Source organism: Bifidobacterium saguinibicoloris, from assembly GCF_019331725.1.
GTDB classification, from domain to species: Bacteria; Actinomycetota; Actinomycetes; order Actinomycetales; family Bifidobacteriaceae; genus Bifidobacterium; species Bifidobacterium saguinibicoloris.
The window spans coordinates 26,543-41,576 of sequence record NZ_JAHBBF010000006.1; the positions used below are offsets into that span (position 1 = coordinate 26,543).

Consider the following 15,034-nt stretch of genomic DNA (forward strand, 5'->3'; position numbering starts at 1 on the left):
CGACTCAGTTCTGCCAATAGTAGGAGAAGAAGTCGCCGATCTTGGCGGTGGCATCCTTCAGCACCTCGATGCGCGGCAGGTAGACGATGCGGAAGTGGTCGGGCTTGCCCCAGTTGAAGCCTCCGCCGCGCGTGATGAGGATGCGCTCGTCGTGCAGCAGGTCGAGCGCGAACTGCTCGTCGTCGTGGATGTTGAACCGCTTGACGTCGATCTTCGGGAAGATGTAGAACGCGGCCTTCGGTTTGACGGCGGACAGGCCTGGAATGGCGTTGATCGCGTCGTAGATGTACTCGCGCTGCTCGTACAGGCGGCCGCCGGGCACCACGTAGTCGTTGACGCTCTGATGGCCTCCAAGCGCGGTCTGCACGATTGACTGGGCGGGCACGTTCGAGCAGATGCGCATGTTCGCGAGCATGTTGATGCCCTCGATGTAGTCTCGGGCGATCCGCTTGTTGCCGGACAGCACCATCCAGCCGACGCGGTAGCCGGCGATCATGTGCGACTTGGACAGGCCGGAGAACGTCACGCAGAACAGGTCGGGGGCAAGCGAGGCGATGGACGTGTGCGTGAGCCCGTCCATGACGAGACGGTCGTAGATCTCGTCGGAGAAGATCATGAGCTGGTGTTCGCGCGCGATGTCGACGATCTCCTGCAGCACCTCCTTCGGGTAGAGCGCGCCGGTCGGGTTGTTCGGGTTGATGAGCACGATGGCGACCGTGCGGTCGGTGATCTTGGAACGGATGTCGTCGAGGTCCGGATACCATTCGGACTGTTCGTCGCACACATAGTGGACGGCGGTGCCGCCGGCGAGGTTCACGCAGGCGGTCCACAGCGGGTAGTCAGGGCTCGGGATGAGCACCTCGTCGCCGTCGTCGAGCAGCGCGGACATGCACAGGTTGATGAGCTCGCTCACGCCGTTGCCGGTGTAGATGTCGTCGATGGTGACGTTGGGCAGGTTCTTGAGCTGAGCGTACTGCATGATGGCCTTGCGCGCGGAGAACAGGCCCTTGGACGGCGAGTAGCCTTCGGTCTCGGTCAGCTGGTGGGCCATGTCGTAGACGACCTCGTCCGGCGTGCGGAAGCCGAACGGCGCGGGGTTGCCGATGTTGAGCTTGAGGATGTGGGTGCCGTCGGCCTCCATGCGGGCCGCCTCGTCGACGACCGGGCCACGCACGTCGTAGAGGACATTGTCGAGCTTATGGGACTTGCCGAATGCGCGACGCCGGGGCGCGACGCCGTCGGTGGACGGGGTCGCCGCCGCGCCCGATGGACGTTCGGCGTGGGTGGGTTCCGGGGACGGTTCGACGATCGGGTCGTTCTCGGCGGTGTCCTCCGAGTCCGGATATGCGGCGGAGGAGAACGTGTCCGGGTTGCCGACGGATTCTCCCCTGACGTCGCCGCGGAGCCAGCCGGCATCCACCCTGAGCTCGCCGGCGAGGAAGTCGAGCACGTCCTCGCGAGGCATGGTCTTGCCGGCCACGTACTGGCTGATATGGCTCTTGCCCATCTTGACGCCCCGGCGTTCGGCCGCGTGGACGAGATCGATCTGCTTCATTCCCCTGTCGATCATCGCGTTGCGCAGGCGATCGGCGAACACCGTAGTGGTCATGGCTTCCTCCAAACCAAAGTTCAATTTCGCGCCGACGCCGCCGCGTCGACGTTGAACATTGGTTCAAAAGCTAGTCCGGGTTCAAGACAAAGTTCAATTTCGCCATGCCGTATGTCTCGCACCGTGAATTGAACTTCAGCCGAGCAGGTGCGTCTCGATCCATTGGGCGACGCCGTCCTCATCGTTGGCGGGGCAGACCTCGTCGGCGATCGCAAGGACCTTCGGATTGGCGTTGGCGACGGCCACGCCGCGCCCGGAGGCGGTCATCATGTCGATGTCGATGAGGTCGTCGCCGAAGCTCACGGTCTTCTCGATCGGCACACCCATATGGTCGCACAGGGTTTCAAGGGCGTGGCGCTTGTTGGCGAGCGGGTTCATGAGCATCCACATCACTCCCTCGGAGATCGCCACGTCGAAGTCCGGAGGGACGAGTCTCTCGAGGCGTTCCCACTGCTCCCCCGGCTCGGGGAAGACGATGAGCTTGTCGGCCACGCCCTTGGGCACGTCGGTGAAGTCGGTGAGCCGCCAGGTCTGGGTCTTCCAGTAGACGCTCACGTCGAAGTTCGTGTAGCGCACGTCGTCCATGACGATGCCGACTTTGAGCCCCGGAATCTCGTCGAGGAACATCCGGCACACCTCGCATGCGCGCGACGACGGGAAGCCGATCTTCATGAGGTGCCCGTCGGTCGGCATCACGCCGGAGGTGAGCATACCGTAGTCGGACCGCGCCGGCGCGAAGTCGATCAGCGCGCCGTTGAGGTAGATGTAGGCGTCCACCGGCAGTTTCTCCGCGTAGACGTATCCGGTGCTCACCGGACGCGCCGTGGCGATCGCGAACCGGTATCCGGCGTCGTGGAGACGTTCGACCGCATGCACGGAACGCTCGGTGATGTATCGGCCCTCGAATGTGGGGGCGCCGTGCAGGAGCGTGCCGTCGAGGTCGGCGACGATGAGGCGGGAGGGTGCGGTCATGTTGGCTTCCTTGTTGCGGTGTGCGATGCGCAGGTCCGCCGGACCTGCGTCATGACATGGATGTGGCCGCCGCCCGCGTCGGTTCCGATGTGGCGGCCACGTATGGTCCGGGGACCGTCAGAGCAGGCCCTCGCAGTAGGAGCGGACGAGCTCGGCGGAGTGGTGGAGCTTGGCGTGCTCCTCGTCGGTCAGGTCGAGTTCGACGATTTCGTTGGCACCGTTGGCGCGCAGCTCGGTGGGGACGCCGAGGAAGACGTCGTGCTCGCCGTATTCGCCGTCGAGCAGTGTGGAGACGGGCACGATGCGACGTTCGTCCCACAGAATCGTCTGCACGATGCCGGCCACGGTGGAGGCGATGCCGAAGTTGGTGCCGCCCTTGGCCGCGACGATCTCGTTGCCGCGCATGCGGGTCTTCTCCTCGATCTCGGCGGTGGAGACGGAGGCGAAACGGTCCTGGTTGTCGGCGAGGAAACGCGCGAACGGCTTGCCGCCGAGGGAGACGGTGGACCATGCGGTGAACTGGGAGTCGCCGTGCTCGCCCATGACGAAGCCGCCCACGTTACGCGGGTCGAGGCCGGTCTCCTCGCCGATGATGGTCTTCAGGCGGGAGGTGTCGAGGGCGGTGCCGGTGCCGAGGACCTGCGTGCGCGGCAGACCGGAGCGCTTCCACGCATACCAGGCCATGACGTCCACCGGGTTGGACACCATGACGATCACGCCGTTGAAGCCGGAGGCCATGACATGGTCGACGACGTCGCCGACGAGGCCGACGGTGAAGCCGAGTTCGGCCAGACGCGTGGAGTTGGCCGGCGGCTTGCGGCCGACGGTGATGACGACGATGTCCGCGTCCTTGCAGTCGGCGTATTCGCCGGTGCGCACCTTGACGTGGCGGTCCTGGAACTCGCTGCCGTCATCGAGGTCATGGCTCTCCCCCGTCGCCTTGACGGCGAAGTGGTCGATGAGCACGAGCTCGTTGCACAGGCCGTGCGTGACGATGGCGAATGCCGCGGTGGCGCCCACCTGGCCGGTGCCGACGATGACGACCTTGTTGCGGTTCATGGTGACCATATTGTGCTTCTCCTTGCGATTCCGGCAGTCGTGGGATGCCCGTGGCGATCCCCTGCAAACGAATGCGACCCATGGCCGAAACGGTCATGGGTCCCTTTCATGGATGTCGTCATTGGCGCCGGGCACGGCGCCCTATCATCTCAGACGAGGTTGAACTTGGTCATCAGGCCGAGGGCGATTATGATGGCGACCCACAGCAGCGCGATGATGACGGTCCAACGGTTCAGGTTCTTCTCGGCGACGCCGGAGGTGCCCGCGTTCTGGGTGAGTCCGCCGCCGAACATGTCGGACAGACCGCCGCCCTTGCCCTTGTGCATGAGGATGAGCAGCGTCAGCAGCGCGCTCAGCACGACGACTACGATTTCCAAGGCGATTTTCACAGCGGTCACGGGTGGATTACCTCCGAGTTGTTCTATTGCTGCGCTCAAGCATAGCGCAACGTGGTGAAAACGGACGAATCGTCCGGTGATTTATCGGACGCTTTTCTCGGTGAGCCGGCAGATGCGGGCCAGTTCGTCCACGTCGAGGGCGGCGCCGCCGATGAGGAAGCCGTCGACGTCCGGCTCGCCGATGAGTTCGACGGCGTTGCGTGACGTGACGGACCCTCCGTACAGGATGCGCACGGTTTCGGCGACATCGCCGCCGAACGTCGTCCTCAGATCGGACCGGATGGCCTGGGCCGCGTCCTGGGCGGATTCGGGGGTGGCCACCATGCCGGTGCCGATGGCCCACACCGGTTCGTAGGCGATGAGCAGCCGGGACGCCTCGTCCTCGTTGAGGTCCCGCGTGACGTCATGCACCTGTCCGACGGCGAAATCCAGTTCGATGCCCTGGCGACGCTCCTCATAGCTCTCACCCACGCACAGGATGGGCCGCATGCCCGCGGCGAGCACGGCGCGCACCTGGTCGACGATGTTCGCGTCGTCCTCCGGATGGTATTTACGCCGTTCGGAATGGCCGATGATGACGTATGAGCAGCCGAGCCGGGCGATCATGTCCGCGGAGATGTCGCCCGTGAACGCCCCCTGGTTGGTGACGGACACGGACTGCGCCCCGTAGCGGATGCCCAGTCTGTCGGATTCGACGAGCACCTGCACGCTGCGCAGCGCGGTGAACGCGGGGAACAGCGCCACCTCGACGGCACGGTAGTCGAAACGGGCGTCACGCAGCAGCCACGCGAGCTTCTGCACGAAATACGTGGCCTCCAGATGATCGAAGTTCATCTTCCAGTTGCCGGCAACCAGCGGGATGCGTTCGGACGCCATGGGATTCCTTTGCTTGTGCGGACGGCCGCCTGGGCCGCGGAACGGATCGGAACGGGAAGGGGCGGCTTCCGCCGCCCCTTCCGACAGGCCATGCCCAGCGGGCCGGCCTTCATTGATTCGACTACTCGAGCACCTTCAGGCCCGGGAGCTCCTTGCCCTCGAGGAACTCGAGGGAGGCGCCGCCGCCGGTGGAGATGTGGGAGAAACCATCCTCCGGGAAGCCGAGGTTGCGCACCGCGGAGGCGGAGTCACCACCGCCGACGATGGTGAAGGCGCCGGCCGCGGTCGCGTCGACGAGGCCCTGGGCCACGGCCTTGGTGCCGGCCGCGAACTCCGGGATCTCGAACACGCCCATCGGGCCGTTCCACACGACGGTCTTGGAGTCCACGATCTTGTCGTGGAAGAGCTTCTGGGAGTCCGGGCCGATGTCGAGACCCATCTTGTCGGCCGGGATGGCGTCGGCGGACACGACCTCCGGGGCGACCGGGGTGTCGCCGGCCGGGAAGCCAGGGTTCACGACGATGTCGGTCGGCAGCACGAGCTCGACGCCGTTCTTCTCGGCGGTCTCGATGTAGCCCTTGACCTTGTCGAGCTGGTCCTCCTCGAGCAGGGAGGTGCCGACCTCGTAGCCCTTGGCCTTGAGGAAGGTGAAGACCATGCCGCCGCCGATGACGAGACGGTTGGCCTTGTCGAGCAGGTTCTCGATGACGCCGAGCTTGTCGGAGACCTTGGAGCCGCCGAGCACGACGGTGAACGGACGCTCCGGGTTCTCGGTGGCCTTGGACAGCGCCTTGACCTCCTTCTCGACCAGCAGGCCGGCGGCGGCCGGCAGATCGGCTGCCACGTCGTAGTTGGAGCCCTGGGCACGGTGCACGACACCGAAGCCGTCGGAGACGAAGACCTCGCCGAGGGCGGCGATCTTCTTGGCGTACGGGGCGCGCACGGCCGGGTCCTTGCTGGTCTCCTCCGGGTTGAAGCGCACGTTCTCGAGCAGGACGACGTCGCCGTCGTTCATCGCGGCGACCTTGGCCTGGGCGTCCTCACCGTAGGTGTCCTTGGCCAGCGGGACCTCGACGCCGAGCAGCTCGCCCAGACGCTTGGCGACCGGGGCCAGGGACAGCTCCGGGACGACCTTGCCCTTCGGACGGCCGAGGTGGGCCATCAGGATGACCTTCGCACCCTCCTCGCGCAGCGTCTTGATCGTCGGCAGGGCGGCCTTGATGCGGCCATCGTCGGTGATCGTGGTGCCGTCCAGCGGGACGTTGAAATCGGCGCGCACCAGAACGCGCTTGCCCTTGAGATCTCCAAGATCCTTGAGTGTCTTCATGAATATCCTTTCATAACCGCTTCCGCGGGAAAGTGGCGGTGTCTTGCCACTTCGCATAATACATCAGGCCCGCCGGATAGGCGGGCCTGACACAGGATTTTTTGGAACGTCGCCGCTCATCGCCATGGGATGGCACGGACGTTCACGCGCGTGCGGTCATGCACGCGCCTTGGCGGTCTTCTCCGCCAGCTGAAGCAGACGCCGGATGCGGCCTGCGATGGCGTCCTTGGAGATGGGCGGGTCGGCGATGCGCCCGAGCTCCTCGAGGCTGGCGTCGCCGTGCTCGAGACGCAGGCGGCCGGCGGCGCGAAGGTTGTCGGGGACTTCCACACCGGCCTCGTCGAACAGCTCGAACGCCTTGCGCACCTTCTCGCACGCCTCGGCCGCGGCCTTGGCGGACCTGCGCATGTTGGCGTCGTCGAAGTTGGCGAGACGGTTCGCCTTGGAGCGGGTCTCCCCGTCGGAGCGCTTGCCGGTCCAATCGCGGGCGGACCGCACCGCACCCATGGAGTTGAGCATGCGCTCGATGGAATCCGGGTCGCTCAGAGCCACGCAGCAGGACTTGGTGAGCTGCCTGGGCTTGGCGGTGATGCCGAGACGGCGGGCCAGACCGGCGAGGGCCATGGCGGCCTCGTTGCTCGGGCAGACGATGGCCATGTACGGGTTCTTGCCCAGGTCGGACAGCGCACCCTTGGCCATGAACGCGCCGCGCCATGCGGCGCGGACCTGCGCGATCTTGCCCTGGACGATCTTGACCGGCAGGCCGCGCACGGCCTTGTTGCGGTCGATGAGACCCGTGGCGACGGCGAGGTTCACCGCGCCGCGCTCCACCTTGACCACATGGTATTCGTGCGGTCCCTTCGGCGTGGCTCTCGTCGACGTGATGAGCTTGGCCTCGAGGTTGTACAGGTCTTCGATGTTGGTCTTCAGCCATTCGGCGGCGACGAGCGAATCGAAGTTGGCGAGCATGACGATCTGCTTCTGCGCATTGTTGGTGAACCCGCCGGCGAAACGAATCATGGCGGTGACCTGCGCCTTCCTGGCGTCCGCCTTCTCGTCCTCAAGCGCAGCAAGCTCGCTTTTCACATCATCCAGAAGAGCCAAGAGCCAACCTCCTAAGTCTCGTCCCTCTCAATGGTCCCGGGCTTGGTGCGGGGACCATGTTCCCGCTGTTCGCCGAAGTTCCGTGATACCGGCTATCTTGGACAACCCTCCCGCGCGGCGCAGGTTTTGGCGCAACACGTCTCGGCATGTGGTCAGCGCCGTTCGGCGCGCTTGCGCTGCTCCCTGGCGGAAACGGTGACGTCAAGCCCATGTGAACGCAAACGTCGCGCAAGCTCCTCGCTCATGGCCACGGAACGGTGCTGGCCGCCGGTGCAGCCGACGGCGATGGTGACGAAGTGCTTGTCCTCCTTCGCGTACCCCTCGATGGCGATGAGCAGCGCCCGCTCATAGGCGTCGAGGAACTCCACGGCCCCCTTGCTGCCCAGCACGTAGTCGGACACGGGCTTGTCGAGTCCGGTGAGCTCCCGCAGGCTCGGCACCCAGAACGGGTTCGGCAGGAAACGCACGTCGGCGACGAAATCCGCATCGGTGGGCGTCCCGTATTTGAAGCCGAAGCTGAAGATGTGCACGGCCACGGTGGACGGTCCCTTGCCGACCATCGCCTCGTAGAGCTTGGTGGACAGCTGATGGATGGACAGCGCCGACGTGTCGATCACCATGTCGGCGCGTTCCTTGAGATTCGCAAGCAGGGCCCGCTCCTCGTTGATGCCGTCGATGAGACGGTTGCCATGCTGGAGCGGATGCGGCCGGCGCACCGACTCGTACCGCTTGACGAGCACGTCGTCCCGGGCGTCGAGGAACAGGATGCGCGTGTGCACGCCGAGATCGTCCAGATGGCTCAGCACCTCGTTGAGGTCGTCGAAGTAGGACCTGGACCGTACGTCGATGACGGCGGCGAGCTTATGCACGCCTTTGCCGCCTCCCGCGTTGGTCATCATGTCGACGAGAGGGACGAGCAGCTTGGGGGGCAGGTTGTCGACGACGTACCAGCCCATGTCCTCCACGCAGTCGGCCGCATGGGACCGTCCCGCGCCGGACATGCCCGTGATGAGCAGCACCTCGAAGCCGTCCGCGGGGGCCGGGCGGTCCTCGGTCTTCGCTCTGCCGTTCACGTCGACGACATCCATGGCCTCTTCCTTCCGATCGTTTCCGTCCGTGCCGTTCCCGCTCATAGGGCCTCCTCCAGCGCACGCCGCATGGCGATCTCCAGATGGTCGTCGTCCACGGTGACGTCCTGCAGCCGCCGATCGGCGTCGGACGGCGGGTCGTCGTCCCAGATGCCGGTCATGAGCAGCACCTGGATGAGCCCCTGATACAGCAGCATCTCTTCACCGCCGATCGCCCGGCCGCCATGGGCGCGCCACACCTGCATGAGTCTCGTCGGGCGCGGATCGTAGACGACGTCCAGCAGCAGCCCGCGGAACGTCGCCCCGGACGCGTCGAGCCTCGCGGCGACGCCGTCGGCGGCGTGCCCGGGGATGGTGTTGATGACGTGGGTGGCCCCGCGCGCCGCCTCGGTCACGGCGTCCGCATCGTTCAGATCGATCTCGTCATAGGGACGCCGGGCCTCGCCGGTGAAGATCCTCGCGGCGCCGTCAAGCCCCAGATCGCGTCCGGGGTGGCGCGCGGCGATGGTGATGCGTCCGATCCGCGGCATCATCATGCATGCCGCCACGGCGGAGGTGGCGGTGTTGCCGTTGCCGATGATGAGCGCACGTCCCTCGCCCACGCCGCCCCCGTGCAGACCGAATTCGCGTTCGGCGTGGTCGAAGGCGAGCTGGATGCCCGCCACGTCGGTGTTGTAGAGCCTGATGCCCGGTCGCCCATGGGGCCATGACGAATCGTCATGCGTCGCCTTCGACCAGTCGAACACCGCGGTGTTGGCCACGTGCAGCTCGCGTGCCCATACATTGCGTGGTGTGCCGTACGGCTGGATGGTCTTCTTCAGGGGCATGGTCAGGCTGAGTCCGCGCCACGTGGGGTCAAGACTCTTGAGGAAGGCGTCCAGATCCGACTCCCCCACCTCGTGTCTGTCGTAGGACCAGTCGTCGAGTCCCAGCGAACGGTATGCGGCGTTGTGCAGGACCGGTGACAGCGAATGCGCGATCGGCTTGCCGAGCACCGCGCACCGATTGGCGATCGTCATGCTTCCCTCCTTGGCTACCGGGCGTCTGTCGCCCATCCTACTCGAAGAACACCTCGGGCGGATGATTTCGCCCGGACGGTTCCGCCGCACGATCACCCGTCACGTACGGCGGTGCCCTCGGAGTCCGCCTTCCGAACGGCCTGTACGGCATCCCTCTCGGCGTGCAATGCCGCATGGATCGCCTCCGCCTTGGCGCGTCCGATGCCCTTGACCGCCTCGAGTTCTTCGACGCTCGCCCCGCGCATGGCGCGGACCGAGCCGAAATGGGCGAGCAGGCGCTTCCTGTTGGTCGCGCCGACGCCGGGGATGTCGTCGAGGGCGCTGTGCAGCGCGCCCTTGCGACGGGTCTGCCGGTGGTAGGTGATGGCGAAACGATGCGACTCGTCGCGCACGCGCTGCAGCAGGTACATGCCTTCGGACTGTCGTTTGAGGATGATCGGATAGTCGTCGTCCGGCACCCACACCTCCTCGAGACGCTTCGCCAGTCCGCATACCGCCACGTCGTCGACGCCGCAGTCGCGCAGCGCTTTGGCCGCGGCCATGACCTGCGGCCTGCCGCCGTCGACCACGACGAGGTTCGGCTTGTAGGCGAAACGATGGCGATCCGTGTTCTGCTGGACCACGGCGTCGGAGGCGTCGGAGGCGTCCGTCCCGTCCGCCGCGCCCGCATGCGCCGACGCGGCGGACGCCGCCTTCGCGCGACGCTCCGCGTCGAGGCTGTCACCGGAATCCCCGGCGACGTTGCCGTGGCGGAACCGGCGCGTCAGCGTCTCGTACAGGGCGCTGAGGTCGTCGAGCGCGCCACGGCCGTCCCCTCCCCGGATGGCGAAGCGACGGTACTCGGATTTCTTCGCCACGGCGTCCTCGAACACCACCATGGAGGCGACCTGGTATGCGCCTCCGACGGTGTTGGAGATGTCGTAGCATTCGATGCGCAACGGGGCCTCGTCGAGGCCCAGCGCGTCGGCGACATCGTTCATGGCCTGCGTGCGGGAACCCATGTCGGAGATGCGGCTCAGCTTGCTGCGACGGAGCGCCTGGTCGGCGTTCTCGTCCGCCCGGTCCATGAGCCGCTTCTTGTCGCCTCGCGAGGCGACGCGGATGGAGACCGCTCCCCCGCGCAGCCCGGTGAGCCATCCTTCGAGCTCCTCGCGGCGGGATGGCTCGACCGGCACGATGACCTCGCGCGGCACCGGAGCGATCGGCGCGAGCAGGTCGGCGCGCCCGGTGACGTCCTGACGCGCGTTGCGCTCACGGGTGGCCTGGGCGCGCGCTTGGGCGTCCACCGCGGTCACGGTCTGCGTGGAGCCGATGGCCTCGCGCCGCTCCTTCACCCTGCCGTCGCCGTCAGCCCGGGGAAGGTTCTCCGCCTCGCTGCCGGTCAGTTCGGAGTAGACCTGCACGATGAGGCCGGCCATGAGGTCGGCGTCGTCGATGTCCTCGACGCGTTCGACGCTCCAGTTGCGTTCGCCGCGGATCGATCCCGCCCGCACATGGAACGCATGCACGGACGCCTCGAGCTCGTCGGAGGCGAAGCCGTAGACGTCGGCGTCCACGTCCTGGTCGAAGACGACGGCGTTCTGCTCGACGACGGTGGAGAGCATCTGGATCTCGTCGCGCAGGCGCGCGGCCTTCTCGAATTCGAGGTCCGCGGCGGCCTCCTTCATGTCCCGCGTGAGCTGCGCGATGTACGGGCGTCCCAGCCGTCCGGTCATCACGCCGATGAGCCGTTCGCACATGCGGCGGTGTTCGGAGGGGTCGATCCGTCCCACGCAGGGGGCGGAGCATTTGCCGATGGAGGCGAGCAGACACGGACGACCGCTCATCTCCGCCTTGCGGTAGGCACCCGCCGTACAGGTGCGTACCGGGAAGGCACGCAGCAGGCGGTCGAGACCGTGGCGCAGGTCCCACACCTTCGCATAGGGGCCGAAATACCGCGCCCCATGACGTCGGCGGCTGCGCGTCACCCATACGCGCGGCACCTTCTCGTCCACCGAGACCGCAAGGTACGGATACGTCTTGTCGTCACGGAACTGCACGTTGAACCGCGGGTCGAACTCCTTGATCCACGTGTATTCGAGGGTCAGCGATTCGAGTTCGGTCCCCACGACCGTCCATTCGAGGCTGCGGGCGGTGAGCACCATGGTCTGCGTGCGCGGGTGCAGCAGGTACAGCGGCTGGAAGTAGTTGGTCAGCCGGTTGCGCAGGTTCTTGGCCTTGCCCACGTAGATGACGCGGCCTTCGCCGTCGCGCCACTTGTATACGCCCGGACTGGCCGGGATGTCCGAGGTTTTCGGGCGGAACAGGTCGCGCGAGTCGCCGAGCAGCGGCGCCCCGTTCCTGTTGACCTTGCCCGCGGCGACGTCCGGACTCCCGTCGGGGGAACCGGACGTCGCCGCGCCCTGGTCGGCCCGCAACGCTTCGGCGGTCCTGCGCCAGGTCTCCGGCGCATGCCGTTCGATGTCGTTCGTCACAGCATGTCCTTGAGGAACCTGCCGGTCCACGACTCCCCGCACGCCGCCACCTGTTCCGGCGTGCCCTGCGTGACGACGGTGCCACCACCGTCGCCGCCCTCGGGTCCGAGGTCGATGATCCAGTCGGCCGACTTGACCACGTCGAGGTTGTGTTCGATGACGATGACCGTGTTGCCCTTGTCGACGAGACCCTGCAGCACCTTGAGCAGTTTGTTGACGTCCTCGAAGTGCAGGCCGGTGGTGGGCTCGTCGAGGATGTACACCGTTTTCCCGTCGGAGCGGCGCTGGAGCTCGGTGGCGAGTTTGACGCGCTGCGATTCGCCGCCGGAGAGGGTGGGGGCGGGCTGGCCGAGACGGATGTATCCGAGGCCGACGTCCACGAGGGTCTTCAGATACCGGGAGATGCCGGTGTACGCCTTGAAGAAGTCGGCCGCCTCCTCGATGGGCATGTCGAGGATGTCGGAGACCGTCTTGCCGTTGTATTTCACCTCGAGAGTCTCGCGGTTGTACCGTTTGCCGTGGCAGGTCTCGCATTCCACGTACACATCCGGCAGGAAGTTCATCTCGATCTTGAGCGTGCCGTCGCCGTGGCAGGCCTCGCAGCGCCCGCCCTTGACGTTGAAGGAGAACCGTCCGGGCCCGTAGCCGCGCACCTGCGCCTCGGGGGTCTTGGCGAACAGGGCCCTGATCTTGTCCCACACGCCGGTATAGGTGGCGGGGTTGGAGCGCGGCGTGCGGCCGATCGGGTTCTGGTCGACGTGGATGACCTTGCGCACCTGGTCGACGCCCTCCACGCGCCGGTGTTTGCCGGGCACGATGCGTGCGCCGTTGAGCTTGTCCGCGAGCACCGGGTAAAGGATCGAGTTGACGAGCGAGGATTTGCCTGAGCCGGACACGCCGGTGACGACGGTGAACACGCCCAAGGGGAAGCTCACGTCGATGTTCTTCAGGTTGTTCTCGCGCGCGCCGACGACCTTGAGTTGCGCGGTCCTGTTGACCTTGCGGCGGTGTTCGGGCACGGCGATCTCGCGCCGGTGCGCGATGTAGTCGCCGGTGATGGAGCGTTTCGCTTCGACGAGGTGCTTCGCCGGCCCCGAGTATACGACCTCGCCGCCGTGTTCGCCGGCGCCAGGTCCGATGTCGACGAGCCAGTCGGCGCCGCGGATGGTGTCCTCGTCGTGTTCGACGACGATGAGCGTGTTGCCGAGGTCACGCAGGTGGTGGAGCGTCTCGATGAGACGCGCGTTGTCCCGCTGGTGCAGGCCGATGGACGGTTCGTCGAGCACGTACATGACACCGACGAGACCGGAGCCGATCTGCGTGGCGAGCCTGATGCGCTGCGCCTCGCCGCCGGACAGGGTCGCCGCGGCGCGCGAGAGGGTGAGGTAGTCAAGGCCGACGTCGTTGAGGAATCCAAGCCTGGCCCGGATCTCCTTGAGCACCTCCCCGGCGATCATGGCGGCCGAGCCTTCGAGCTTCAGACCGTTGACCCATTCGAGCTCGCGCACGACGGGCATGTCCGTGACGTCGAAGATGGACTTCCCCTCGACGGTGACGGCGAGCACCTCGGGCTTGAGCCTCATGCCCTTGCACACCTGGCAGGGCACCTCGCGCATGTACGACTCGTAGTATTCCTTCATGGACTGCGAGTCGGTCTCTTCGTGCCGACGCATGAGCGTGCGGATCACGCCCTCGAAGCCGGTGGAGTATTCGCGCAGACGTCCCCAGCGGTTGCGGTAGGAGACATTGACTTTGAACTCGTGGCCGTAGAGGATGTCATGGCGCACATCTGATGGGAGGTCCTTCCACGGGGTGCGCATCGAGAACCCCATCTCCTTGGCGAGGCCCTCGAGGATATGCCCGTAGTACTGGGAGGTCATCTTCGTGTTGCTCCACGGTTCGATGACGCCTTCCGCCAGCGACTTGTCCGGATCGGAGATGACGAGCTCCGGGTCGATCTCGAGCTTGAAACCGAGCCCGGTGCATGCGGGGCATGCGCCGTAGGGCGCGTTGAAGGAGAAGGTGCGCGGTTCGATCTCGTCGAGTTCGAGCACGTGGCCATTCGGACAGCTGCGGTGTTCGGAGAACGGGCGGCGGCGCGCGGGAGAGCCCTCCTCCTCGTCGACGAAGTCGATGACGATGGATCCGTTGGCAAGTTTCAGCGCCGTCTCGACGGAATCGGTGAGGCGCTGGCGCATGCCGTCCTTGACGACGAGACGGTCGATGACGACCTCGATGGTGTGCTTCTTCTGCTTGGCGAGCTTGATGTCGTCGCCGAGCTGCGTCATCTCGCCGTCGATGAGCGCGCGGGCGTAGCCGTCGGAACGCAGCAGCTCCAGCATGTCCACGAACTCGCCCTTGCGGCCTTTGACGACCGGCGCGAGAATCTGGAAGCGGGTACGTTCCGGGTAGTCCATCAGGATGTCGACGATCTGCTGCGGGGTCTGCGAGGCGACCGGTTCGCCGCATTCGGGGCAGTGCGGCACGCCGGTGCGGGCGAACAGGAGCCTGAGGTAGTCGTAGATCTCGGTGATGGTGCCGACGGTGGAGCGCGGGTTGCGGTTCGTGGTCTTCTGATCGATGGAGACGGCGGGGCTCAGGCCTTCGATGAAGTCCACGTCGGGCTTGTCCATCTGGCCGAGGAACTGGCGCGCGTACGCGGACAGCGATTCGACGTAGCGGCGCTGGCCTTCGGCGAACAGGGTGTCGAACGCGAGCGAGGATTTGCCCGAGCCGGACAGTCCGGTGAACACCACCATGCGGTTGCGCGGGATGGCGAGGTCCACGTTCTTGAGGTTGTGCTCGCGGGCGCCCTGGATGGTGATCTTGAGGTCGTTGGGAATGTGCGAGATGTCCGCCACGAGCGAACCGTCATGCTCGACGAGCGGCGCCTTGCGGATCTCACGCGTGAGGAACGAATCGCTGGTCATCACCTTCTCGACGACGACCTCGCCGCTCCTGCCGTTCGTGGTCTTCCGTTTCACCGCCATCGCACACCCCGCCTTCCGCCGCATGTCGCGGTCCGCCTGCCGATCGGCCCCTGAGGACCGGGAATTTCCCGCACCAAGAATACCCGAAACCCCGACTCATATCGAACACATGTTCGAT

11 protein-coding genes are annotated in these 15,034 nt (G+C 66.0%); all 11 read right to left on the reverse strand.

The annotated features are described in order from the left end of the window. Positions 1–4: 4 nt before the first annotated feature. Positions 5–1,609 carry an aminotransferase class I/II-fold pyridoxal phosphate-dependent enzyme gene (locus KIH78_RS05360; protein ID WP_236034437.1) on the reverse strand — a complete coding sequence of 535 codons (1,605 nt, stop codon included), beginning with the start codon at positions 1,607–1,609 and terminating at the stop codon, positions 5–7. 135 nt (positions 1,610–1,744) lie between these two features. Continuing rightward, positions 1,745–2,581 (reverse strand): HAD family hydrolase, encoded by an 837-nt coding sequence (locus KIH78_RS05365; RefSeq protein ID WP_219131566.1) that lies wholly within the window; start codon positions 2,579–2,581, stop codon positions 1,745–1,747. 117 nt (positions 2,582–2,698) lie between these two features. Further along, positions 2,699–3,649: an L-lactate dehydrogenase gene (locus KIH78_RS05370; RefSeq protein WP_219131567.1), complete on the reverse strand. Its 951-nt coding sequence runs from the start codon at positions 3,647–3,649 to the stop codon at positions 2,699–2,701. Positions 3,650–3,789: 140 nt separating this feature from the next. Beyond that, positions 3,790–4,038 (reverse strand): preprotein translocase subunit SecG, encoded by a 249-nt coding sequence (gene secG, locus KIH78_RS05375; protein ID WP_214312429.1) that lies wholly within the window; start codon positions 4,036–4,038, stop codon positions 3,790–3,792. An 81-nt stretch (positions 4,039–4,119) separates the two neighbouring features. Next, entirely contained in the window at positions 4,120–4,914 is a 795-nt protein-coding gene (gene tpiA / locus KIH78_RS05380) for a triose-phosphate isomerase (protein ID WP_214312431.1), read from the reverse strand. 121 nt (positions 4,915–5,035) lie between these two features. Then, positions 5,036–6,241, reverse strand: coding sequence for a phosphoglycerate kinase (locus KIH78_RS05385; protein WP_214312433.1), 1,206 nt, complete (start codon positions 6,239–6,241; stop codon positions 5,036–5,038). A 156-nt stretch (positions 6,242–6,397) separates the two neighbouring features. Continuing rightward, positions 6,398–7,345 carry a DNA-binding protein WhiA gene (gene whiA / locus KIH78_RS05390; protein WP_219131568.1) on the reverse strand — a complete coding sequence of 316 codons (948 nt, stop codon included), beginning with the start codon at positions 7,343–7,345 and terminating at the stop codon, positions 6,398–6,400. 152 nt (positions 7,346–7,497) lie between these two features. Then, positions 7,498–8,433: an RNase adapter RapZ gene (gene rapZ, locus KIH78_RS05395; protein WP_219131569.1), complete on the reverse strand. Its 936-nt coding sequence runs from the start codon at positions 8,431–8,433 to the stop codon at positions 7,498–7,500. 41 nt (positions 8,434–8,474) lie between these two features. Continuing rightward, a complete protein-coding gene (locus KIH78_RS05400) occupies positions 8,475–9,446 on the reverse strand; it encodes a shikimate dehydrogenase family protein (protein ID WP_219131633.1) in 972 nt (323 codons plus the stop codon). A gap of 98 nt (positions 9,447–9,544) precedes the next feature. Continuing rightward, the gene (uvrC, locus tag KIH78_RS05405; RefSeq protein ID WP_219131570.1) at positions 9,545–11,926 is read right to left on the reverse strand and encodes an excinuclease ABC subunit UvrC; all 2,382 of its coding nucleotides are present in this window, start codon (positions 11,924–11,926) and stop codon (positions 9,545–9,547) included. Further along, the gene (gene uvrA / locus KIH78_RS05410; protein ID WP_214312446.1) at positions 11,923–14,916 is read right to left on the reverse strand and encodes an excinuclease ABC subunit UvrA; all 2,994 of its coding nucleotides are present in this window, start codon (positions 14,914–14,916) and stop codon (positions 11,923–11,925) included. Before uvrA ends, uvrC begins: the two co-directional genes overlap by 4 nt. Positions 14,917–15,034 lie beyond the last annotated feature (118 nt).

Coding starts and splice junctions, on each gene's coding strand:
- KIH78_RS05360 (WP_236034437.1), bottom strand. CDS start 1,609: ATGACCACTACGGTGTTCGCCGATCGCCTGCGCAACGCGATGATCGAC.
- KIH78_RS05365 (WP_219131566.1), bottom strand. CDS start 2,581: ATGACCGCACCCTCCCGCCTCATCGTCGCCGACCTCGACGGCACGCTC.
- KIH78_RS05370 (WP_219131567.1), bottom strand. CDS start 3,649: ATGGTCACCATGAACCGCAACAAGGTCGTCATCGTCGGCACCGGCCAG.
- tpiA (WP_214312431.1), bottom strand. CDS start 4,914: ATGGCGTCCGAACGCATCCCGCTGGTTGCCGGCAACTGGAAGATGAAC.
- KIH78_RS05385 (WP_214312433.1), bottom strand. CDS start 6,241: ATGAAGACACTCAAGGATCTTGGAGATCTCAAGGGCAAGCGCGTTCTG.
- rapZ (WP_219131569.1), bottom strand. CDS start 8,433: ATGGATGTCGTCGACGTGAACGGCAGAGCGAAGACCGAGGACCGCCCG.
- uvrA (WP_214312446.1), bottom strand. CDS start 14,916: ATGGCGGTGAAACGGAAGACCACGAACGGCAGGAGCGGCGAGGTCGTC.